General features: G+C 54.5%; 19 protein-coding genes. 5 read left to right on the top strand and 14 right to left on the bottom strand.

What is annotated here, in order from left to right:
• Positions 1–17: 17 nt before the first annotated feature.
• Entirely contained in the window at positions 18–1,049 is a 1,032-nt protein-coding gene (locus C5Y83_RS14100) for a serine hydrolase (protein WP_105330368.1), read from the bottom strand.
• 146 nt (positions 1,050–1,195) lie between these two features.
• On the opposite strand from C5Y83_RS14100, the gene C5Y83_RS14095 reads away from it, so the two are divergent.
• Together C5Y83_RS14095 and C5Y83_RS14090 are read left to right on the top strand one after the other, a co-directional pair.
• Positions 1,196–1,933, top strand: coding sequence for an SGNH/GDSL hydrolase family protein (locus C5Y83_RS14095; protein WP_105330367.1), 738 nt, complete (start codon positions 1,196–1,198; stop codon positions 1,931–1,933).
• A gap of 287 nt (positions 1,934–2,220) precedes the next feature.
• Positions 2,221–4,251 carry a methyl-accepting chemotaxis protein gene (locus C5Y83_RS14090; RefSeq protein ID WP_105330366.1) on the top strand — a complete coding sequence of 677 codons (2,031 nt, stop codon included), beginning with the start codon at positions 2,221–2,223 and terminating at the stop codon, positions 4,249–4,251.
• A 72-nt stretch (positions 4,252–4,323) separates the two neighbouring features.
• Here the strand turns inward: C5Y83_RS14090 and C5Y83_RS14085 are convergent, their stop codons facing one another.
• Positions 4,324–6,936, bottom strand: a complete 2,613-nt coding sequence (locus C5Y83_RS14085; RefSeq protein ID WP_105330365.1) for a HEAT repeat domain-containing protein — start codon at positions 6,934–6,936, stop codon at positions 4,324–4,326.
• Positions 6,937–7,180: 244 nt separating this feature from the next.
• Between C5Y83_RS14085 and C5Y83_RS14080 the strand changes: the two genes are divergently transcribed.
• Positions 7,181–7,771, top strand: a complete 591-nt coding sequence (locus tag C5Y83_RS14080) for an ANTAR domain-containing response regulator (protein ID WP_105330364.1) — start codon at positions 7,181–7,183, stop codon at positions 7,769–7,771.
• A gap of 63 nt (positions 7,772–7,834) precedes the next feature.
• Here C5Y83_RS14080 and C5Y83_RS14075 read toward each other — a convergent pair whose 3' ends face one another.
• From C5Y83_RS14075 to C5Y83_RS14055, 5 genes are all read right to left on the bottom strand, one after another.
• Positions 7,835–9,415 (bottom strand): hybrid sensor histidine kinase/response regulator, encoded by a 1,581-nt coding sequence (locus C5Y83_RS14075; protein ID WP_105330363.1) that lies wholly within the window; start codon positions 9,413–9,415, stop codon positions 7,835–7,837.
• Between the two features lie 12 nt (positions 9,416–9,427).
• Positions 9,428–9,811: a response regulator gene (locus C5Y83_RS14070; RefSeq protein WP_105330362.1), complete on the bottom strand. Its 384-nt coding sequence runs from the start codon at positions 9,809–9,811 to the stop codon at positions 9,428–9,430.
• 2 nt (positions 9,812–9,813) lie between these two features.
• Positions 9,814–12,093 carry an ATP-binding protein gene (locus tag C5Y83_RS14065; protein ID WP_105330361.1) on the bottom strand — a complete coding sequence of 760 codons (2,280 nt, stop codon included), beginning with the start codon at positions 12,091–12,093 and terminating at the stop codon, positions 9,814–9,816.
• On the bottom strand, positions 12,090–12,695 hold the full coding sequence (locus tag C5Y83_RS14060) for a biliverdin-producing heme oxygenase (protein ID WP_105330360.1): 606 nt from the start codon (positions 12,693–12,695) through the stop codon (positions 12,090–12,092). Before C5Y83_RS14060 ends, C5Y83_RS14065 begins: the two co-directional genes overlap by 4 nt.
• A gap of 304 nt (positions 12,696–12,999) precedes the next feature.
• Positions 13,000–13,785, bottom strand: a complete 786-nt coding sequence (locus C5Y83_RS14055) for an enoyl-CoA hydratase/isomerase family protein (RefSeq protein WP_233207223.1) — start codon at positions 13,783–13,785, stop codon at positions 13,000–13,002.
• A gap of 647 nt (positions 13,786–14,432) precedes the next feature.
• Between C5Y83_RS14055 and C5Y83_RS14045 the strand changes: the two genes are divergently transcribed.
• A complete protein-coding gene (locus tag C5Y83_RS14045; protein ID WP_233207222.1) occupies positions 14,433–15,968 on the top strand; it encodes an RNA polymerase sigma factor RpoD/SigA in 1,536 nt (511 codons plus the stop codon).
• 116 nt (positions 15,969–16,084) lie between these two features.
• On the opposite strand, the gene C5Y83_RS14040 is transcribed toward C5Y83_RS14045, so the two are convergent.
• The 5 genes from C5Y83_RS14040 to C5Y83_RS14020 form a co-directional block, all read right to left on the bottom strand.
• On the bottom strand, positions 16,085–16,594 hold the full coding sequence (locus C5Y83_RS14040) for a hypothetical protein (RefSeq protein ID WP_105330356.1): 510 nt from the start codon (positions 16,592–16,594) through the stop codon (positions 16,085–16,087).
• Positions 16,595–16,666: 72 nt separating this feature from the next.
• Positions 16,667–16,951, bottom strand: a complete 285-nt coding sequence (locus C5Y83_RS14035; RefSeq protein ID WP_158262360.1) for a barstar family protein — start codon at positions 16,949–16,951, stop codon at positions 16,667–16,669.
• Positions 16,952–16,956: 5 nt separating this feature from the next.
• Positions 16,957–17,535: a ribonuclease domain-containing protein gene (locus C5Y83_RS14030; protein ID WP_199195039.1), complete on the bottom strand. Its 579-nt coding sequence runs from the start codon at positions 17,533–17,535 to the stop codon at positions 16,957–16,959.
• Between the two features lie 87 nt (positions 17,536–17,622).
• Positions 17,623–17,931 carry a hypothetical protein gene (locus C5Y83_RS14025; RefSeq protein ID WP_105330354.1) on the bottom strand — a complete coding sequence of 103 codons (309 nt, stop codon included), beginning with the start codon at positions 17,929–17,931 and terminating at the stop codon, positions 17,623–17,625.
• Between the two features lie 140 nt (positions 17,932–18,071).
• Positions 18,072–18,587: a hypothetical protein gene (locus C5Y83_RS14020; RefSeq protein ID WP_105330353.1), complete on the bottom strand. Its 516-nt coding sequence runs from the start codon at positions 18,585–18,587 to the stop codon at positions 18,072–18,074.
• Between the two features lie 408 nt (positions 18,588–18,995).
• Here C5Y83_RS14020 and C5Y83_RS14015 point away from each other — a divergent pair, with 408 nt between their 5' ends.
• Positions 18,996–20,009 (top strand): hypothetical protein, encoded by a 1,014-nt coding sequence (locus tag C5Y83_RS14015; protein ID WP_105330352.1) that lies wholly within the window; start codon positions 18,996–18,998, stop codon positions 20,007–20,009.
• A 12-nt stretch (positions 20,010–20,021) separates the two neighbouring features.
• Here the strand turns inward: C5Y83_RS14015 and C5Y83_RS14010 are convergent, their stop codons facing one another.
• Both C5Y83_RS14010 and C5Y83_RS14005 read right to left on the bottom strand, forming a co-directional pair.
• Positions 20,022–20,447, bottom strand: a complete 426-nt coding sequence (locus tag C5Y83_RS14010) for a hypothetical protein (RefSeq protein ID WP_105330351.1) — start codon at positions 20,445–20,447, stop codon at positions 20,022–20,024.
• A gap of 440 nt (positions 20,448–20,887) precedes the next feature.
• On the bottom strand, positions 20,888–21,874 hold the full coding sequence (locus C5Y83_RS14005) for a GGDEF domain-containing response regulator (RefSeq protein ID WP_105330350.1): 987 nt from the start codon (positions 21,872–21,874) through the stop codon (positions 20,888–20,890).
• Between the last annotated feature and the right edge of the window lie 219 nt (positions 21,875–22,093).

Genomic DNA, 22,093 nt, shown 5'->3' with positions numbered 1-22,093 from the left:
CGCCAAGGGCAACGTCTCTACTCTTTCTTCATGAAGTAGTCGTACACTGACTTTCCGATGTCGGCAGAAAGCACATCGCCTTCGTTTTCGTCGGTCCAGCTTTCGTCCTTGTTGTTCATCGTCAAAATGCAGAAGAGGATCGATCCCTTTCCTTCGGGCAGGTCGATGATGCCTGCGTCCGTTCTGGCTGCATTGACGGAACCTCCCTTGTGGGCCACTTTCACGCTGGCCGGCAAGTACCGGGCTGCTTTCATGCGGTCTTCGCAGTCGTAAAGATGCTTCATGATTTGATCCGACGTTGCCTTGTCGACAAACGAACGGTCGTGAAGTGCGGTTAACATCACCAGCATGTCGTTGGCCGAAGTGCTGCCGAGACCAAATGCTTTGCTGCGTTCCATGTCGTTCGAAGTATCACGGCGGAAGACCTTCGAATTCAAGCGTGTCTCGCCACATTCAAGCTTCTTCATCAATGCATTGGTCGTGTCGAGCCCCACTTCGTCGATCACCAGGTTGGTCGCCGTATTGTCAGAATAAGCGACCATCAGCTGAATCGCATCCCTCAGACTCAGCGTTAAACCTGGCGAGAAGTGTTTGGTCAGGATGCCTGAGCCGGGGACTTTGTCGGACTCTTCCAGAGTGATCATCGAATCGAGCGACGTATCACCGGCGTGCACTTTTTCGTAGGTGGCCATCAGCAGCGGCAGCTTGATTAAGCTGGCCGTCGACATTGGCTGATCCGCTTGGTAGGAAAACATCTCGCCGCTGGGGACATGCTTGATGACGACTCCGACGTCTCCTCGATGCTTCTCGATCAAAGGCATCAGCAGATTACGGAGCTCCGGCGAACTGGTCGTTTTCGTGCTTTCGACGTTAGGTTCCGCATGCAGCATCGATCGGGACTCCGAAACGAGTGAAACGCCAATCATTCCTAACAGGCCAAGCCATAATATTCGCCAAAGGGAAAGAGCCACAGAGTCACCTCGGATGTGGTTGGACGGAAGCGATACGCGGAGTGAGAAACTTCGATGATAGACGGTGCGTAATCGCATCCCAAGTCATTCTTGCGCAGAAGAGTCTCCGTACGGCGCAAAACTGGGGGGAACATACGTTTCTGTACATTAGCTGCCAGCCACATTACGCTAGGAAGATTCCCGCCTGATTCCCCTGCCCCGCCCTGAGATCGGAGATCCTACTTATGATCGGTCATCGCTTGTCTGCTAGTCGATTCGCCGTTGCCTTGATGTTGCTATTGGTAGGCACTCATTCCGTCCAGGCCGAAGAGGGGAAATCGGCGCCGGTCGAAAAGGACGAACGGCTTCATTCCGATGGCAAAGGTTGGGGATTGGATCGAGCGAAAGTGGTCGATCAAGATCGTCCTCGTGTGTTATTGGTTGGCGATTCAATTCTCAACGGCTACCGAAAGCAGGTCATCAACGACCTGAGCGGCGAAGCGTACGTCGATTGCTGGATTAATCCGCATCATCAATCAAAGCACCTCAACAAACTGTTGGAGGAGGTGCTTGAGCATGGACCGTACGATGTGGTCCACTTCAACATGGGCCTGCATGGTTGGCAAGAAGGCCGTATCAAAGAGGGAACGTTCAAACCACTCACACGCGAGTATGTCGAAGTTATTCGAGCCAAGTTCCCGGAAGCGAAACTGATCTGGGCTAGTAGCACGCCTGTGACGGTGAAAGGAAACCCTAAAGAGCTCGAACCGAAAATCGATCCTGTCATCGTCGAACACAATCGATTGGCCGCGGAGGTGATGGATGAACTGCATGTGCCGATCAACGACTTCTATGCCTTGCTGGTCGACAAACGCGAACTGGCCCGCGGCGATAGCTTTCATTGGAACAGCCCCGCTTACAAAATCTTGGCCGATCAAGCCGTCCGCTCGATTCGCGACGCCCTGAAAGCTGATCCGAAATAGCGTCGATCACGGTCTCTTGGGCGAGCCTCTTTCCATCTCCTGCCCCTTGGCAAAGGGGCAAGCTGATCACGCGGAATTCAGGAGCAAAACGGTACGTTTTTCCGATCCCCTGCGGGTACGCGCAGCGACCCTAAACGCACCAAGTGACCTTTCCATTTGTACCGATTAAGGCGCATGCGGACCTCCGCAAGGCTTCGCTGATACTAGCCGGTCGCGGGGCTAGAACTTTGAATCGACGTAGCGTTGGAGGTCGTTTTTCGATTCAAGGATTCCTAGGGGCAGGTCTGATGCGTTGGAATTTCACCATTGGTCGGCGGTTGTGGTTCTTGGTAGGTGCGGCCGTCGTACCGACGCTGATGCTCGCCTATTGCCAAATTAGCCATTGCTGGGAAGCTTACCAGGAAGCCAAACAAGGCCCGGCGATTGTTGCGGTGGCGACCTATCTCTCCGATCTCACCCACGAGTTGCAAAAAGAGCGTGGCCTGAGTGCTGGTTACATCGCCGGCGGAGGGACCGCATTTGTCGACCAATTGAAGAAGCAGCGTCAACTGACCGATGGTGTCTTCCAGCGACTTGATTCCGGTCTCGACGAAGGAGTTACTGCTGGGCTAGTCGAGGCGGACGATCTCCAAGAAATCCGCGACTGGCAAGCCAAGATCACCGCAGCCCGAACCAAGGTTGACGCATTGCATGAGGCGGGGCCAATCTTGAAGGATTATACCAACTTCATTCAAGACAATCTGAATCGCACGATTGCTTGTGCGCGAACCACGCACGATGGTCATCTGATCAAAACGCTGCTGGCGACTGAGATGTTGGCCTTGGCAAAGGAATACGCCGGACTCGAGCGGGCTCGCGTCTCCCAAGCATTGGCCGCCAAGCAAGCCGATACAGCACTCCGCCGCAAGATCGCCGATTTGCAGCGTGCCCAGGAAGAGCATCTCCTGCATTTCGAGTCGCTCGTTTCACCACCGGTCTTGGAAACCCTTCAAGCAAATCGAAAGGCACCACATGCGGTCCGCGCCGCCGAGATTGCTGACTCGGTTACATCCGCCAAGGATGACGATCGATTCGAGATCGATCCTACGGAGTGGTGGCAAGTTCAAACGTCTCGCCTTGGTGACTATCGCAAGATTCAACTAGACCTAGGTCAAGAAATCGAGAACCAGGCCAACGAAGCCGCTCAAACTCAGCTCTTTCGTTTGACCATGGCGATGATTGTATGTGGATTCGCAATCTTGCTTGTCGGTGGTATCGGTTATCACACGGCCCGCACCATTGCCAAACGTACGGCGGCGTTGGTTCGGGCGATCCGCAAAATTGCCACCGGCGAAGCCAGCTTGCACGACCGTTTGCCGGTCATGGAAGGAGAATTGGGAGAGATCGCAGACAGCTTCAACCAGGTTCTCACACGGCTGGACAGTGCGGGAGATCTCTGTTCGTCCAGTTCCAGCAGCCTGGCCTCGGCCGGGGAAGAGCTCTCACGCAACGCGGAATCGGTGAAAGAGGACATCACGCGATCGCAGAATCAAAGTAAAGAGATCACGCGCGATGTCGCGTCGATGTTCGAAGGCATTCGCGGAGCCTCCGGTTCGATCTCGATGGTATCCGAGTCACTCCAATCCGCCTCGAAATCGATTCAACGACTGGTCGATGACATGGCAAATGCCACGATGCAGGCCAATCAAGCATCGAAGACAACCCAGTCCGCTTCCGAGATTGTCTCGAATAACTCGAAGCAAATCGGTCGGTTGGAAACGGCGGCGACGGAAATCGGTGATGTGGTTGGACTGATTCGTGATATCGCCGATCAAACCCATCTGCTGAGCCTGAATGCCACGATCGAAGCAAGCCGGGCTGGTGAAGCGGGACGTGGATTCGCCGTGGTGGCCACTGAAGTGAAGCAGTTGGCTCAGCAAACCAGCAGTGCGATTGAAGGGATCGAGAATCGGATTGAGGCAATTCAAAGTGCCACGCGTGCGACTACCAAGTCGACAACACATGTCGTGGAGCTATTCCAGCAAATTCTCAGTGCGACCGATTTGCTCGCGGAAGTCACCCAAGAGCAAGGTCGGTCCGCGATGACGCTTAGCGAGGAAGTTCGGAACGTGGTCGCAAGCTCGAACAGTGCTCGCGGCAGCATGGATACCACGGTCGAGCAAACCCAAACGATCAATCAGCGGCTGAAGGCAATTGACGAACTGTTGCAGACGGCGGTCGTAGGCATGGGGCAGGCCTACGTCGCCAGTCACGATTTGGGAGAGCTCGCTCATACGATGAAGGAGCAGATGGACACCATGCTTTGTCGTCATGATTAGAAGCAACGGCCCTACACTGCCGTTGCCCCAATTCCTCGCGGAACCGGCGGTCCTGCCTAGAAGTCCCCAACACTACTTGGCAGCGCCGGTTCCCGTTGTTTCTTGCCGGTTGCTCGTCGCCGTGAAGGCGGCTTGGGCTTGCGTGGCTGCTTCACGCACGACGCGTCGTCGGTCTTCTTTAGCCTGGCGAAGGAGCGGCGCGATTCGTTCTTGCAACATGGGGTGAGTCTGGCCGATTCGCCCTAAGGCAATCACGGAAGCAGCTCGCACTTCGTAATCACGATCTGCCAGATGAGGCGAAATCGCATCGAGCGAAGATGCCTCGACAAGCTGACCCAAGGCGGCGACAACGCGTTTACGAACGCGTGCGTCGGAGTGATTGATTTTGGTAATCAATGCATCTTTCGCGCCATGTTGGACTAAGACCCGCGCGGCTCGGTCTCCCACCACACGCCCTTCACCGCCGTTACCGTAGAAGTCGCCGTTGACGATATAGTACTCGTTGTTTTCCAACAAGTTCGTGAGCAGTGGAACGGCTTCCGCCGGAACGGGCAGATCTTTGGTTAGTACCTCGATCACCTTGTAGGCTTCATTTTCGTTGGCCAGTTTATTCAGGCTATTCATCACCTGGTCTAAATCGACTCGCGCGAATAACAGGTAGGCAGTCGCTTGAAGACGTATGTGCGTTTGGTGCTGGATGCGTTCCCATTCAACTTGATCGTCGGACGGGGGCTCAGTGAAGTTCAGATATGAAGAGAAAGCTTGTTTAAGCGATGGATGACGTCGAATCAGCCCTGGCAGTGTTTGCGTTGCTTCGCGTCTCGCGTTGGCGTCGAATAGGGAATGCGCATTAACAATGACCTCGGCCAGACGCTGCGTTGCCTCAGGATGATCGGGAAGGAGTCGGTAAACGGCGAGGGAAAATTGCGGCCTGAAATGCTGTTGGGAGTGCACTAACAGTCGTTGACGGAAGTCGGAGTCGAAGGTTTTTCCCGATGAGGCGAGTTGTTCCAGGCCGAGAGCAGCCAAAAAGGTCGACTCCTCCTCGTCAAAGACCGCTTCCTCCAAGATCGATTGGATTTCGGCATTTGCTGGATCGACAAAAGCGAGCGCGCAAGCTGCGGCAACGCGTGACTTTGGCTGTTTCAGTAGTCGCTGTAGTGGTTCTTTGGTTGCCTCGCTCGCGTCGGGATACTCGCGCAGTGCACAGATAGCTGCGTACGAAATGCTCTCCGCATTCTGAAGACCTTCGACGAGCGGCGGGATGATTTGTTCTGCCGACGGATTGAGCTTTACCAACGTCTCCCAGGCCGCTTCGCTAGTGGAATGATTCTGCCCGATGCCCGATCCAGAGGAGAACGTCGTGATGTCGAGTTCGCTTAGTAGTAATCTCGCCAACTGCGGGGATGCCCCAACCGCGGCTGGTCCTAGCTTGCCGAGTGCCTTGATGGCTTTCAGCCGTACGTATGCGTTCTCGTCACTTAATCGTTCGCTTAGTGGGCCGACCGTTTGCGGCGCCGCAATCGGGATTTCGCCCAGCGCGCTCGTGGCCCAAGCTCGGATGGTTGGGTCCTTGTCTTTCAAGGCTTCGGTTAGGGAAGCGACCGCCGGCAAGCCAATTTGGCCGAGGCTTTTCGCCGCATTCTCTCCGACGCACCATGCTTGGTGTACGAACGGCATGCTGTGGTACTCCGTTTCCTGCATCGCAGCCGACAACGCGGGAATTGCCTCTCGGGCAGGCGAGCCTATACGCCCCAAGGCCGTGGCTGCTTCCAGTCGAACGGCCAGTACGTTCGACTTCAGTAGTTTGGCCAATATTGGAACGGCTGGTATCGCGTCGGCTTCCCATTCGCCGAGAACTTGAATCGCCGAACTGGGGACATAGTTCTCAGCCCAAACGTCTCGTTCGGCTTGCGGCGAAGCGGGAACTTCTTGCTTGGCAAGTTCGATGAGTACGGCAACGGCTTGATCGAGCCGAGCATCGACTTCTGCCAAGCTTGTTGCTGCTGCCAAACGAACCTGAGGAATTGGATCTTGCAGCGAGGCTGTCAGTTGCTTCTCGGTTTCAGCTCGGTAACTTGGGCCCAAGGAACCAAGGATTGATAAAGCGTACTGGCGGATGTCGTCCCGCGGATCACTTGTGAGTTGAAGCAATCGTTCGATCTCGGAACCCGCTTCCAGTCCGATCCAACGCAGCCGAGTGGCAATCGCATCGCGGAACCACGTATCGTCCTTGGGGTTTTTCGGATCGATTGTCTTGGCTTGCAACAGGTCAACCAGGACTGCGGATGCTTGCTTGGACCGTCCTCCAATTCGCCAAACGGCTTCGGCCGTGTATAAGCGAATCTCGGGTGATGGATTAGCCAAATGAGGTTCAATCGCTGGCAACGCGTCGATGGCGTCCGGACCAATCTCGGCTAGCAACTCGATGGCGGTGCGGAAATTCGACGCTTCTGGATTGCCGACCAATGGGATCAAGGCATCTTTGAACGGTCGTAGTCGTGTCGGTCCGATGAATTGGATTTTGTCGAGCGTCTGTCGGATCACTTCAGGATCGCGGTCGGCCAAGCCCGTAAGAATCTTCTGTTGGGCTGCATCATCTCTGTTGGGTTCAGCAGCGGTGGCGATCGAGGTAATCAGCCATATTACGGGCCAGAAGCTGTTAAGCCGTAGATTCGATAACATGGAAACTTTCCTGCGATAAATCAAACAAGTGAGATTGCGAATACCTCCACCGGATTATCGCTGAACAGCTAAGGGGATGGCAAACCACGATAGATTTTTAGCCACGAGAACATTCCTCGAGCGGAGTGAAACGTTGCATTAGCGAATCGAAAACAAAGGAGGGCTTGTGCCAGAAGGCGGCAGTCAGTAGCCTTTTTTTAGCCTTAATTCTCTTCACTTGGCCGGCAGCTTTCACTGATCCTTCATGAAGATTGAACCAGAACAAATTGAAATAGTCATAGCTCATCGCTCCGAGGAAATCCGGCAATGCGTGAGCGATCTTGTTGCGGAGATGGGATTTCGATTGCGGTCCATCTGTTCGTCTACGAAGCAATTGCTTGAGACCGGGACGCCGACGCCTCCGGATCTGATTATCTCGGGTATTGAACTCGACGACGGCGAGGCGATTCATGCGTTAATCGCGATAAGCCATCTTGATCCTACACCAGCGATTGTGATCACACCGAAGGAATCGTTGTTGGACGTCGAGAAGGCCTTGAAGGACCACGTTATGGCCTACCTGGTCGAGCCAATCGATACCGATCAGATCAAACCGACCATCTACCTGGTGCTGGAACGGTTTCAGCAGTTCGAGTCGCTCAAGGAAGAGAATCGCGATCTGAAACAGGCTCTTGAGGACCGTAAGACGATCGAAAAGGCCAAAGGGATTCTCATGGGGAAGATGGAGCTCAATGAAAGCGAAGCGTTCCGTGAGCTTCAGAAACAAGCCAGTGCCAAGCGGATCAAGCTGGTCAAGCATGCCGCGGAAATGATTGCGGAAGAGAACGCCTCGTAAGGTCGATGGACAATCCGTAAGCCAACGTAGATTGACGCGAACTTACTTCTGCTGTTTACGACTCTAACCGAAGTAATCCATCAGCAGCGTCTGCAACTGCTTGACGCTTACCGGTTTGACCAGCACCTGATTACAGCCTACCGATAGGCAGCGTTCGACATCGTTGCTTAAGGCAGCTGCCGTCAGGGCGATCACGGGGGTTTCGACTTCTCGTGCCTTTAGCAAGGCGGTTGCCTCGTAACCATCCATAACCGGCATCTGCATATCCATTACGATCAAGTCGTACGGGGAACTACGAGCAAACACGCTATCGCATGCTTCCCGGCCATCCTTGGCGAATTCCGGTTCGATACCGAATCGTGCGAAGACCTTCTTCAAGAGGTAACGGTTCGCGTCGACATCCTCCGCAATCAAAATCGAAAGCTTGTCCCAGTTGTCGCTAGACGGCTTTGCTTCGGTCTGGACATGGGCCGGGACAGTCTCCTGGCTGGAAGGTGCACATTCCGGTGCATCGATCTCGAGCAGAAACGTCGAGCCGTTCTCCGAGGTCTCCTCCAATCTTAAGAAGCCGCCCATCAAGTTGGCCAACTGGCGACTGATCGCCAATCCTAAACCGATGCCAAGCAACTTTTTCTCGCGAGTGGCTGGTCCCTGATCGAACGGCGTGAAGATTCGCTCGACCACGTCAGGCAAGATGCCTGGGCCTGTGTCGGTCACACGAATCCACAGTTTCTCGCGAGCATAGTTGTACTCGGACTGACAATGGATACTGCCGTGATCGGTGAACTTGATCGCGTTCGTTAGCAGATTGATCAGAATCTGTCGCACGCGAACAGGATCGATCATCAACTGCGGAGGGCAGTTTTGCGGCGTTTCCCAGCGGAATTGCAAGCCGCTCTCCGTTGCACGATACTTCAGCAGTTCGCACGCCGAGTCGATCAACCGGCAGACATCGGTCGGGGACGATTCCACTTCCAACTTACCCGCTTCGACCTTGGCAATGTCCAAAAGGTCGTTCAGCAGTTCTAGCAAATGCTCGCCACTGTTGGCGATCATGTCGAGCATCTTCGCAGCGTCCTCGGCATGGAGGTCTTGCTGCAAGATCTCAGCGAAGCCGATGATCGCGGTAAGCGGCGTTCGCAGTTCGTGGCTGAGCGATGTCAGAAACTGCGACTTCGAGCGATTGGCCTGATCGGCCATGATCATCGCCTGTTCCGCTTTCCGTTCGCTCTCAACAACCTTCAGTAGAAGCTTATGACGCTCGATTGCATTGATCGCGATCCGCGGCAAAATCTCGGCGGTGATTTGCGACTTGCCAAAGAAGTCTTGTACGCCCTTTTCGAGGAATGACTTGTCGAAGCGATCGGTCCCAATACTGCCGGTCACGAGCACGATCGGGACTGGTGGAATGGTCGAATCCCCCAGCAACAATTCAACGAAACGTCGCGCATCCATATCGGGCAAGCGATAGTCGAGGAAGACCAAATCGATTTCCGATCCGAGGGTGGCAATCTTCTCCAGGCCATCTGCACCGGTCGCCGCTTCAGTAAAGCGGTAGCGGACATCGATGTCTCGGCGTAAAGCCGAAACAACCACATTTCGATCCTCAGGAGAATCGTCGATGATTAGAAAATGATATTTCAACTTGGGCCTGACTTAACTGAGCGACGCCAAAACGCGGCGGACCGTCATCAAATATTCTTCGGGATCGGACGACTTAGTTTGGAAGTTGGAAACTCCCAACTCCATTGCCCGCGTGCGATCCTGCGGATTGGACGACGTCGTGAACACCACAATGCGACGCAATTGATCGGGAATCGACTTAGCGATGTGCTTGAGGATGCGAAAACCATCGCAACCTGGCAGATTCAAGTCGAGGAATGTCAGTTGCGGCGAATTGTCTTCGACGATCTTCATGCCTTCGTGGCAGCATTTCGCGCGAATGATCTTAGTTAGCGGGTTTTCGAGTTGTACGGCCATTTGACCTAACTCAAAATCCAAATCGCTGTCCTCGATGAAACACACGAGCATGGGAGACATGACTAATCTACCTGTTCAAGCGTAAATAGGATGGTGGAACCAGCACCCGGTTCCGAGTCTATCCAGATCTTGCCTCCATGCCTATTGACGATCTTCTTCGAGATGGTCAGGCCAGCACCAGAGCCTCCGCCATACTGCTCAGGAAGATGCAAACGACGGAATATCTGAAATACCTCTTGATGGGTTTCAGGAGCAATTCCTATGCCATTGTCCCGGACGTAAAACACATTGACGTCCGAATCGCTTAAGTCAGGGTCCTTGGAAATACCGACGGTTAAACGCTTTACATCACTCGTATTGTATTTCAATCCGTTCGAGATCAAGTTCGTGAATAGTTCTCGAACGCAAAGGTAGTCGGCCCACAGGACCGCATCTCCCTCAATGATCACCTCGATGTCCTGGGGAGTAGGTCGGCCGACGACCATTTCCACTGCTTCTTCTACCACCTCTCGCAAATTAACATTTTCGAATTCTAAGTTAGCTTGCCCAACTCGCGAAAGGCGTAGTAAGCCTTGGACGAGCTCGTCCATCCGCGACGCCAGCTTCGAGAGGGTACCCAGGCGGCCATTGAGGGTATCGTTGGAATTCGATCCTAATTCGTGCTTCAGCAGGAAGACAGTCTGTTTGATGCCCCTTAGGGGTTCCCGTAGGTCGTGCGAGGCGGCATAGGCGAACGCATCGAGATCGGCGTTGATTTTGGCGAGCTCTTCGTTAAGTCGATGAAGTTCGGCTGCCCGCAAGCTGAGAAGTTCCATCAAACCGCTATGAAGTTCCTCGGCCATTTCTCGATCAACCAGCGTCCAGCGGCGCGATTGGCGATGGACCGTCGTCTTCCACTGCTCGAACGACTTCCGTGGCGAGAGGCGAATACCGTCTTCGGAGGGAACGGCAGACTTTTCCGGATTGCCCGCCCAAGTAACTTCGCTGATGTATTCGTCCCGAAAGAACAGCAGCCAATTAACGTCTGGGGCAAACAGCCGAACCGCCAAGCAGCCACAAGCCGTCCCCAGTTCTTCCGGGGAAAGATCACCAATGGCTTCGGTAAGCGAATGCGTTTCCCAAGTCTTGGTTCCTTCTTCGGACTGCTGCTCGAGTTGTTCGACAATCGTCTTGATCGCTCTCGAGCTAGGAGTCGCGCCAATGACGGTTGTCTTGCGCTCGGCGACCACCGCCACGCCGTTGGCCTGAACGATCTCGCGGAGGTCGGGCCAAATCTCATCGACCGATTGCCAGACGTTCGTCAGGCGGGTGAACTGATCGAGCACGCGATGGTAATGCTTGCGACGACGAACCCGTTCGCTGTTGACGTCTGATTGCACACGGGCGGAAAGGTAGTTGCCGGCGACCAGGCCCATGATCTCGCATGCGGCTCGTTCTTCCAGGCGGAGCGGCTTGGCCGAATAATGGTGACAAGCAATCAGCCCCCACAGGCGATTATCGATGACGATCGAGATCGACATCGATGCTCGCACGCCCATGTTTTGCAGGTACTCGATGTGAATCGGCGAAACCGCTCGAAAGCAACTAAGGCTTAAATCGAGTGGTGTGTCGGTGTCCGCGTTGCAGCTAGGAATGATCGGCACCGGCGTCGCGTTCACGTCTCCAATCGAGCGAACCGTGTTCAGCACGTAGAGTCTTCGTGCTTGTTCAGGGATATCAGTCGCTGGGTAATGCAGTCCGAGAAAAGCCTCCTTCCCCTCAACGACCGACTCGCCGATCACTTCACCATGATTGTCTTCCGCAAAGCGGTATAGCATCACACGATCAAATCCGCTCATATCGCGAATCTCATCCGTGATAGCTTGATACAAGTCTGGCAGGTTCAGGCATTGCTGTAGCCGTTGATTCGCCTTGGTGAGCTGAAGCGGCAAGCTGAGTTCTTCCAGCAACTCGGCTGAGCCGTTCGTCGGTTGCGTTTCCTCAAGCTCGACAACCAGCATGCCCTTGTACACGTGGGCTGCGGCTGAGATCGATTGATCGGTCTCCCCTTCCCTCGCTCGAATCTTCAACGGGCGAACCACACCGCGCAAGCCAGTTGCGATACGGGTAAGAAGCGCGACCGAGTCATCGTCGAAGAGGGTATCGAGCGGCGTACCGACCACGGGCATCACGTCAAGCCACTGCAAGATATTGGCTGAAGCATGTCGCAGCGTGAGGTTACCCAATTGGAATGCCAGAAGTGCGCCGTGCGGTTGAACCGCCCCAGCCAAGTGAATTGGTTCTCGGTCGCAATTGGTGAGATCGACCGAGGAATTCCTTTCGTTCGGATCTGCGTTCGTCATTTTTCGCTACCCAACTGTTCCCCAAAAACAACAAACATCCTTTTGGCGGCTTCCACCGCCTTTGTCTGATCGTCTGCGGCTACCAGAATACGATCGAGCCAAGCCTTGACGACTTGCCAGTGGCGACCCGTTTGATCTCCGTATCCACTGAGGTATCTCAGTGGAACATGCGTGTCCGCTGGGAAGCCTGCTCGAACGAGGTGGCATAGCTGTTTACCCCCCATCGTCGAGCCTTCCAGGACGTACAATACCCCAGCGGCCGTCGGCGCATCGTCGACCCAAACAAACTGATCCGCGTGCGATGATCGATCGACGACGGTATCTATGTCGATCGCGTTGCGGTTATCTAGCTGTTGGAATGATTGCAGATCTCGGAGATCTGCAGCGGCCCACGATGCTCGTCGGCGATCGATAAACCAAGCGTCTGACGTTCCTAGGACTTCGTCGCAGCGTTGATCAACTTCAGGCAAAAAAGAAATCATGCGAAGCAGGAATTGTCCGTATTGCGGGACGGTTCCTAGCCAATGCGACCAATCGATGGATTGTTCCACCGTGGCATGCAAATCACTGGTCTCGGTTTTAAGGAGGTTGCTTGCACTCATGGGTTTGCCGGCGTCGTTGAGACATGGCGCTAGAAAGCTCTGGGGTCACCAGATGATGGAAACGGACTCAAGTTTTCGATACGCGACATCGCGCGTTCTCGTTTTTAAACCTAAGCCGGGCTGCCATAGGCCGGCACGGCAGATCAAGAAAAACCTACCACTTGACTAACATCATAGAGTGATACGGTTCTCCGTCAACGGGACGCCTTGCGGGACCCCGTATCCGCAAACTTCGTAGATCTCTTTTTATTATTCGTCGAAAGCCGTCGGATTATTGCTTGGCTTTTCTGCTTGAAAAAGCTTCCTACGGCCACTCTGGCTCCCGTTTCTCGACGAACGCGGCAAGCCCTTCTTTGGCCGAATCGGTGGTGCGACTGGTAGCACTTGCAGCGGCCCCGAGGGCAATATGCATTTCCAGTTGTTCACCGACGGTTTCGTTGAGTTGCTTCTTGGTGAGCTGGATGGCCTGAGGAGCCGACTGAGCGATCTGCTTCGTCAAATCCACACCCCGAGCCCACAAATTGTTGTTGGGCACGATCTCGCTGACCAAGCCAATTTGTAACGCACGATCGGCGTTGATCGATTCACCCGTTAGCAGTAAACGGGCCGTGTGACTGCCACCGATGCGGAAATGAAGCAGTGGCGTGCAAAGGCCGGAGACGATGCCCCGCTTAGGCTCGGGAAAGCCGAAACGGGCCTCCGGGCTGGCGATCACAATATCGGAAGCCAACGCTAAGCCGGCTCCGAAACCCATCGCCGGGCCGTTGACCGCGGCGATGATTGGCTTGGGAAACTGCAGCATCTGTTGAAGCAGTTCGGCCAAGCTGGTCGTATCTTGGTGCCACCGATCCTGGTTGTCGTCTTCCTGGACGATCTCGTGCATTTCTTCCAGGCAAAGTCCCGAGCAAAACGCACCGCCGCCACCGGTCAGCACAATGGCTCGTACCTTCTTTTCGCCATGCAAATCGCGAAACGCCTGGATCAAATCGAAGACCATGGCGCGAGTCAACGCATTGCGTTTCTCGTCGCGATGGATGGAGACGGTTCCCACGTTTTGGTGAACTTTGACCTTAATTTGCGGCTCGGACATCTTGATCACGATGAGGCAATCGGGGTTGAAGGAGATCGAATCGACAAGGTTTCTAATCGTAGCATGATCCTCCGGAAAAAAACTACCTGGGCATGGGGTACGACAACCCGCGGCGAATTCCTTCTATTTAGGGAGTACTCAATTGGAAGCGGGTAATTATTCTGAAAGGGACAGGCGACACTTATTTCCATCCATTGTTCTCCTATATAGGGCGCTCGCTGCCGTGATCGCCCCAGTGGCGATGATGCCAGGAAACGACACGACTCGGTTCACCCTTCCCGAGGAGTGCCTCAGATAGGTGAAAAGAACCGAGTTGGGCCAGAATTCCCTGGTTTATCACTTCGGTGGAACCAATTTCTGACGCTTCCCATCCAATCTTCTTAGGCAAGCGATCTAGGTTTGGCAGCGAATCTGGGTCAGGTGGTGGGATTTCGCAACCGATTTTTGGGGCGATTTGATGTGCTTCGGCATCATCGGCCATCTGACTTAGATCGACCTAGTTTGCTGCAAGTGTCTATCTGATAAATAGTTAGGGTGTTGTTTTGGCTCGAAACGAACCTTTCGGCACAGGGGCTGCAATTCATCGTGACGTCGCCCGATCGTGGTCACCACGGTCGTCAAAAAAATCAACGATGGAGAACGCACCCATGGCTCACTCGCACGAAGCTTTCCACGAAGAAGACGATTTCGATTCGGTCTCGATCAATAATCTTTCCATTGTCAGCGATTCGTCCGACGAAGACGAAGCGGTCGAAGAAGTCAGCCAGGTCGACGACCCCGTCCGAATGTACCTGATGCAGATGGGCGAAATTCCGATGCTGACGCGTGCCGAGGAAATCGCGGCCGCTACGCAAATCGACAAATGGCGAACTCGCTTTCGTCATGCGGTGATCGCCAACGACCTGATCTTGCGTCATGCGTTCGATCAGCTGACCAAGGTTCGTGACGGCCAGCTTCGCTTGGATCGCACCGTGGAAGTCTCGGTGACCAACGCCAAGGAAAAGAAGCTGATCATGAAGCGGATCGTGCCGAACCTGATCACGCTCAAGGCAATGCTCGAAGCCAATGCGGCTGACTGGCGAATCGCCATCTCGAAATCGGCCAACGCCGAAGATCGTCACAACGCCTGGAAGCGACTCGGCCGACGCCGTAGCAAGGGGGTTCAACTGGTTGAAGAGCTCAATCTGCGAACCAACAAGGTCACTCCTCAGCTCTCCAAGCTGCGAGAAATCTCGCACCGTATGGACACCTTGTCGGAGAACATCGAACTGGCTCGCGAATATGGCGGTCATCTTAATGGTCAGACTCTGGAAGACATGCAAAAGGAACTGCATGGCTTGATGCGAGTCACGCTCGAAAGCCCAGCCACGCTTCGTCGCCGAATCCAAAAGATCGCTGAATACCAGGAAGAATACGATGCCGCCAAGCGTCGCCTTTCGGCTGGTAACCTGCGTCTGGTGGTTTCGATCGCCAAGAAGTACCGTAACCGCGGCTTGAGCTTCCTCGATCTGATTCAGGAAGGGAACACGGGCCTGATGCGTGCGGTTGACAAGTTCGAGCACGAACGTGGCTACAAGTTCTCGACCTATGCCACTTGGTGGATCCGTCAGGCCATCACCCGAGCGATTGCCGATCAAAGCCGCACCATCCGCGTTCCTGTGCACATGATCGACACCATGGGCAAGGTACGAGCCGTCACCCGAGACCTGGTTCAGGAATTGGGCCGCGAACCTTCGCCGGAAGAAGTCGCCCAGCGGATGGACATCTCGGTCGACGACGCCAAGGTCATCGTCAAGATGAACCGCAATCCTCTCTCCCTCGATCAACCCGTTGGCGATCACGACGACAGCTTCTTTGGCGAATTCCTGGAAGATCACCGCAACGATGACCCGTTGTACGAAACCCACCAGGAAGCGTTGAAGCAACGTCTGGGCGAAGTGATGCAGCACCTGAACCACCGCGAACGCGAGATCATTCGTCTGCGATACGGCCTGACCGATGGTTATGCCTATACGCTGGAAGAGGTCGGTAAGATCTTCAGCGTGACCCGTGAACGCGTTCGTCAAATCGAATCGAAGGCGGTCCGCAAGCTGCAACAACCTTACCGCTCGCGTGGTTTGGCCAGCTTCCTGGAAGGTGCCGAAGACATCATTGCTGCTTCCGACACGGCTGAAACCGCGTAATGGGGTAAGCGTTCCCGAATTGTAAGTGCTCTCCTAATTTGGGTGTGTGAAAGGACGGATGGCCAGGCGACAAACGGCCTCCGTCCTTTCTCCGTTTCTTGAACGAACAATCTCCACTAGGCTTCCATGATGACGTCAACTTCGTTGCCGCTGGGAAGCATCCAGCCGTAGCCATCGGCGCTGACAATTCCGCCGAACGTTTCCACAAGCTTAGTGGCCGCGGCGATTGCAACCGGGGTTCCCATACCCTCCGCGTCGGAAAGTTTCAGCTCGAAACCAATTGTCTCGACCACGCCGGCCAGGAACTCGCGGACAGGTTCGGTTTCTAGGTGAGAATAATCTTCCAACTCTTCCAACGCTTCCTCGATCTCTTCCTGAGCCGCTTCCCCAGTGAAACGTTCGACTGGCAGAAACCAATCGGGGTCGTCCCGGTAGTAGATCTCCCAGTCTTTATCGCCGTCAGGCTGCACGCGAAGCCGCTCTAAGACATCTTCCGGCTCTTCCTCGGCCTCAGGGCTGAACAGAAATGTCAGCAAGGGAAGTCGCTGGGCAATTCCTTGCGATAACAGTTCTGCGACCTGAGTGCCGGAAGGCTGGTGAAGGTAAGCTCGAACCCAGATACTCATCGTGTCCTCGTTCTCTCCATGGGATGGACTGAGTGATAAATGGTTGTATCGTAACCGCGTGAACGATTGATTCTAGCCGCCCATTTCAATCCGCAATCGCTCGTTTTCTTCCGCCGCCTCTTGCAGAACGTTTAGCACGGGCAAGGCTTTCCACCACAGATACGGATTGCCTGAGTCCCAACGTTTCGGCCAAACCACGCAAACCGGGTTTGTGATATCGCTGGTGGCGCAGTCCCACAATGCATTCAAGTTGCGTCCGAAGTAGCTGGGGAAGTCGAGGCTTTCTTGCAGAAACGTGTAGATCTCGTCGAGTGAAGTGAGGCTAGAGGGGACCACCACGCGGCGTTCTTCAGGCATGTTCATTACTTCGTCTTTACCTGCTGAAACGAACGGTAGTGATTACGAGTGACGTAGATCAGGCCATCGCTCGAGTAAACCAAGCGTTCGGCGCCGCGATGGCCGCCGTTGTAGTTCAAGTCGGCCTCGTAGTATTTCCGGCCTGAAGCTTCGGGCAGTTCCCCTTCCCGGTTATAGAAGCGATCACCACCGATGCTTTTACCAGGAGCGACCTTCCGTAGGTTTCCTTCCGACGCATCCCACCCGAGCTTTTCAGCTTCACGCTTGGTGACAAAGCTGTCCGGCAGCGAGCCGTGGTCGATGATGTGCTGGACGATCGCGACTTCTTCCGGCCCGTGTAGCACGCCACGATTCAGCGCAACCAAGTCACTTGACTTGCTTGGGGGCGTGATCTCGGTAGAGGGCTTCGTTTCGCTGGTTGGTTTGGCGACGGTTGTGTCGGACGTCGGCTGCTCGAGGGAGACTTCGACCGGGTCGGTTGGCGTTTGCGGACGACGATCCGGCTCGGTTTGAAACATCGAGCTGATCAGTGAAACGACGGCAACAATGGCGATCAGGATCAGCCGAAGTTGTAAACGTGACATGAGCATGTCCTTGGGGCAAACGACAGACGTGGGTACGCACCTTATCAAACCATCCCGGCTGGTGCGGCTCAAGGTGTGTCTTATCGTTTATGACCCATCCGATGGATCCCCAGCGTCGCTCACTTGGCTGCTCTTTTTCGAGCTTCGTCCGGTCATCGCCCGTTCCAGCAGCGGAATCTCGAATCCCAACTGGGCGAGTGAGGCGAAAAGAATGCCCGAAAAGAAGACCTCGTCCAAATTGCCCACCACCGGTAAGTTGTCAGGGATCTCAATAAATCCTGCCGAAAGATTGGCCAGGTACAAAACAGAGACGATCAGGCCGATCACTGGCAGGCAACCGCTGTGGTCTTGCAAAGGTTTCTCTTGGGCGTCCGTGTTTTGCGCGTCGTCGTTCATGCCAAGTTATTCGCTGAAAAGCCTGAAATCTGACCTGCGAATCCCCGAATTCGCCCCCAGGAAGATTACCGCAACCAGGCAGCAGCGGCTAGCTGCGATTTCTGCGCTTCTAGCAACGTTATTCATGGGGGCCGCCAATCTTAACTCGAGTCAGGGGGCTGAAAATCAGGACAAGGAAAGCTACGCCGCACGAATTCCGTTTCCTGACGAAGTGAGCTGCCGATCTCGACAGGGCTTTTGATCTTACCCAGTTTGATGTCGAGAGGATGAGGATCGGCAGTTTCCGGAGTTGGATAGGGACGAATCGAACTAGGAGGGGCGGAATTGGTTGTTACGGACGGGGAGGATACGGCACTTGGTTGTTTCCACGCTTCCCGGTCGCGAGCTTCTTTTTCCCGAATCAGTTGATGGGCGTTGTTACCGTAGAAGTTCTCGTCTTCGCGAACCACAGGATCGACCGGTTCCGTAGCCAAGGCCAACAATCGCAGCTGCTCGCGTTGGTTCTCATCTTCCCACGCATTGATGAGCAACGTCTGAACCAGTTTCGCCGCGCGGAGCCGCTCTGAGGGTGTGTTGCTTGCGTCGAGTGCGATTTGTTTGGGAACTTCCATCGCCGCTTGCCAGTGTTCGTGCGTAATTTCGTAGCGCTTCGTCATGGGAAATCCTGAGAGAAAGTTGTTGTGCCAAGATCGAGAAATAGGTCCGCGGAACGAGATGCTTTTTTTAATTGCTGCGCACGTAACTCAAACATTGCTACGGGCCGACTTGTCACGAATCGAGGCTTCCGTTGGTCACCCCTGTTGGATGGGCGGCGCAGTCGTCAATAAGATGCTCGCTCGGTTCATCGTGCGATGTGTCTAGGTTTACTAGGGAAGCGCTTCAAACTTAAAGCGACCTGGCACCATTTTTCCTGTCCCACCTGCCCTAACCCAAGCCTGGTTACAGGCTTCCGACGAGTAAAAAAAGATTGCTTAAGTTTACATTCGCCCGATGGAGCTTAGGCGAGTGGCATTTTTCCATCCAAGGCGAGCTTTCGTTTATGATGGAAGGATCGATTTCCCTCCTTGCCGGATTTGATCGACGCGTCTTTTCTGGCACTTCCCTCCCCTTCTCTCTGGTTCGCAGCGATGGTCGACTTTGAATACCTATATCGTGGCATCTGCGGTTTAGCTCATGCTCATCCGGCCGGAACGATGGCCGGGCATCTGGGGGCCGCGGTCGCGGCGGGTTATTTCATTGGTGAAGTCCAATCGGAATTACCCGACGAGGTCTATCGCGGGATCGAAGGGGAACTTGATCGCGTAATGAAAGGTGAGGAAGCGATCTGGTTCAACGCGAAGAAGGCCGGCATCACCCCCGAGGAAATGTTTCAGCCGTTTCCTGAGCAGCGTGCGGCCGCCCAGCAGATACCGACGATCGCGGCGGCCTTGCAGAAGAATATCGGTCAGATGCGGCAATCGGGGCACAATGTGATCTTTGCGTCGATCGCGATCCGCGCGCTACACGATCACCCGGACTACGCCACGCCGCAAATCGTTGAGGGGATCGACAAACTGATCAATGGTTTCAATAACGCTTCGCCTGGCCGTGGTTACTATGGGAAAGAGAAAGGATGGCTCACCGGCAATCAAGTCGAACTGAAGCCAGATGCTGCGTTCCCGGCTTACAGCGGCATCTCGCAGATGGTCACCGTGACGATCGATGAAATGATCGCGACGTCCTCGATCAAGAAGCAAGGGTTCGGCGGACTGTGGCACATCATCAATCATGCCGCTGCGATCACCGAGCTCGATCGATTTGGTTATCAGAAACTCGCGGCCGAGGCGCTACCTGCCCATCATCGCCACATTCAGCTGTGGCGAAGTTTGCCCGATATGGAAAGCGAACTGGGGGCGGTCGAAAAGTCCGAGCACGACCCGCGACAACCCGAGTATTGGGCTGGCATGCTGAAGCGAGACGAGGCTCGACTAACGCATCGTATCAAAACCTTGTACGGCTACTACACGCTGAGGCGATATCTCGAAAACGATGCCAAACGGAAGCAAGCGGACGAAGCATTTCTGTACCTGATGGCATGAGTACCAGCCGCTTTAAGCGATATCGCTCAACACCAAGCTGGACGTATCGATCTCTTGCTGTTTCAGCCAATCACGTGCGTGGCGGGCCGTGCGTACGAGTTTGGTGACGATTGCTGGATCTTCCGTGTTGGGATCCTTTGCCCATACTTGCCACAGGATCGAGGGTGCTCGTCCACGCGAGGGAGCAACAAGGACAATGTGCCGACGCTGTCCCGATTCTTTCGCGAGTTCACGGTCTCGCTCTCCGAGGAACCTGGCCGTTTCCATCGAACTGGGGATCTCGTCGACCTTTCGCATGTCGATCAATTCGAACTGCAACTTGGCTGGATAATCGTGGCAGTTGATCTTGTGATTGACCGTAATCAGTTCGTCGTTGGTGACGAAGCCAAACAGTTTGATAACAACGCCATGGTTATAGAACTCTAATTCAAAGGGCATAAAAACAAAGGTGTATATGAGGGAGTGAGGTGTTTTACGTAACGCTTAAAAAATCGCTTTCACCGGCAGCAAATGCTCACGGAGAGACGGACAAGACGTGACGCGCATGATGATTGCTGGAGGCAATCGAAAGCAGCGGGAGGCTGTTACGGTTGCGATCGAATGTGGCGGAATCGAGAAAACGCAGGGGATACGTTTCGCAACCGGAAGTCGCTACTAACGTGCCGCACAGGTCCAGGGGCGTCAACAAGAGCCTGCGTAGAAAACGCAATAGACGCGGCTTTCCGCTGCCTGGCCCGTGATTACCTAAGCGTCACGCGGTAGTTGGGGAAGGCGGTGAGACGAGAACAGCAAGCAGGTCGCCGTGACGACTGAGCACGGCGACGATGCGATTTGAATGAAGGGTATTGCTGAAGTATTCGAGTAATCCGAATCTGGATTTAGCTAATCGTGCTTTGGAATTGCGGCGGCTTTACCGATTGACTAAGCCAATCGAAAGCGGCTTCGTCTTGGTCCGACACAATCCAGTTGTCCAGGTGCACCGCACATTGATTGCGACCACGTTGTTTGGCCTGGTACAGCGCTGTATCCGCACGTTCCATCACGGTAAGCACATTGTCGGACGACATGTAACCAGCAACGCCACCACTGACCGTTAAACGCGGTTGTTCGTCCGTCGCCTCTTGGAAGAGCAAGTCAATCGCGCGACGAATTCGTGAAGCAAGCGAGAACGCTTCGATCAATTCCGTTGTCGCAGCGACCACGGCGAATTCCTCCCCGCCGAAGCGAGTCACTAAATCGGTGCAGCGTGTTTGCCGCTGCAACGTCTTGGCTACATTCATCAGTGCCTGATCACCGACCAGATGCCCCCACTGATCGTTGATCGATTTAAACCGATCGATATCGAACAGCAGCAGACTGAACGGGACGTTGTGGCGAACGAAGTTAGCGATGCAGCGTTCGATCTCCGCATCGAACGCGCGGCGATTCGCGATTCCGGTGAGCGGATCGGTGTGCGCTTGTGCCTCGACGACGAGTTGTCTTTGCTGACGAATGAACGCATGGCGGACAACCGTCGAGATGCGACGACCGACGCGTTCCTGTTTCGCCACGTAAGCTTGAGCGCCGTATTGAATCGCCTGACAAGCGTCTTCGTCATCGTCGTGTGCCGTCATGACGACAATTGCCGAATGAGGCGAAGCGACCCGTAATGTTTGAATCGAGGATAACCCCTTGCTATCGGGCAATCCGAGGTCGAGGATGATTACGTCGATCGATTCGTCACATAACAGTTGACAGGCATCTTGAAGGGTGCGAACACGATACATCGTATAACGGCCGCTGCTTCCTGCCAGCAAATAGTCTTCCAGAACTTTTGCCGCCACGTTGTCATCTTCGATGATCACAATCTTTTGCAACTCGTGCACTCGAAATCTCCTGACGATGCCCCTACCGCCGCTGGGTTAATCTTTACAACATCCTTAACGGTTGACCGTGCTCAACCGCCAAAAGATAGACCAAGGTCCATGGCAATTATGGATTTCATGTTCCGCGCAGAAGAATCTGAGCCTGGATTGTCCCGCTTCTCACGACTGAGCGAAACAATCGCTGCGACTGTTCCTCCCATTGCAAGAGTAACAACCGGA

Origin of the sequence: Blastopirellula marina (assembly GCF_002967765.1) — a bacterium.
GTDB classification, from domain to species: domain Bacteria; phylum Planctomycetota; class Planctomycetia; order Pirellulales; family Pirellulaceae; genus Bremerella; species Bremerella marina_A.
This window is presented reverse-complemented; position numbering and strand designations above follow the sequence as displayed.

Coding starts and splice junctions, on each gene's coding strand:
- C5Y83_RS14100 (WP_105330368.1), bottom strand. CDS start 1,049: ATGCGATTACGCACCGTCTATCATCGAAGTTTCTCACTCCGCGTATCG.
- C5Y83_RS14095 (WP_105330367.1), top strand. CDS start 1,196: ATGATCGGTCATCGCTTGTCTGCTAGTCGATTCGCCGTTGCCTTGATG.
- C5Y83_RS14090 (WP_105330366.1), top strand. CDS start 2,221: ATGCGTTGGAATTTCACCATTGGTCGGCGGTTGTGGTTCTTGGTAGGT.
- C5Y83_RS14085 (WP_105330365.1), bottom strand. CDS start 6,936: ATGTTATCGAATCTACGGCTTAACAGCTTCTGGCCCGTAATATGGCTG.
- C5Y83_RS14080 (WP_105330364.1), top strand. CDS start 7,181: ATGAAGATTGAACCAGAACAAATTGAAATAGTCATAGCTCATCGCTCC.
- C5Y83_RS14070 (WP_105330362.1), bottom strand. CDS start 9,811: ATGTCTCCCATGCTCGTGTGTTTCATCGAGGACAGCGATTTGGATTTT.
- C5Y83_RS14065 (WP_105330361.1), bottom strand. CDS start 12,093: ATGACGAACGCAGATCCGAACGAAAGGAATTCCTCGGTCGATCTCACC.
- C5Y83_RS14060 (WP_105330360.1), bottom strand. CDS start 12,695: ATGAGTGCAAGCAACCTCCTTAAAACCGAGACCAGTGATTTGCATGCC.
- C5Y83_RS14055 (WP_233207223.1), bottom strand. CDS start 13,785: ATGTCCGAGCCGCAAATTAAGGTCAAAGTTCACCAAAACGTGGGAACC.
- C5Y83_RS14045 (WP_233207222.1), top strand. CDS start 14,433: ATGGCTCACTCGCACGAAGCTTTCCACGAAGAAGACGATTTCGATTCG.
- C5Y83_RS14040 (WP_105330356.1), bottom strand. CDS start 16,594: ATGAGTATCTGGGTTCGAGCTTACCTTCACCAGCCTTCCGGCACTCAG.
- C5Y83_RS14035 (WP_158262360.1), bottom strand. CDS start 16,951: ATGCCTGAAGAACGCCGCGTGGTGGTCCCCTCTAGCCTCACTTCACTC.
- C5Y83_RS14030 (WP_199195039.1), bottom strand. CDS start 17,535: ATGTCACGTTTACAACTTCGGCTGATCCTGATCGCCATTGTTGCCGTC.
- C5Y83_RS14025 (WP_105330354.1), bottom strand. CDS start 17,931: ATGAACGACGACGCGCAAAACACGGACGCCCAAGAGAAACCTTTGCAA.
- C5Y83_RS14020 (WP_105330353.1), bottom strand. CDS start 18,587: ATGACGAAGCGCTACGAAATTACGCACGAACACTGGCAAGCGGCGATG.
- C5Y83_RS14010 (WP_105330351.1), bottom strand. CDS start 20,447: ATGCCCTTTGAATTAGAGTTCTATAACCATGGCGTTGTTATCAAACTG.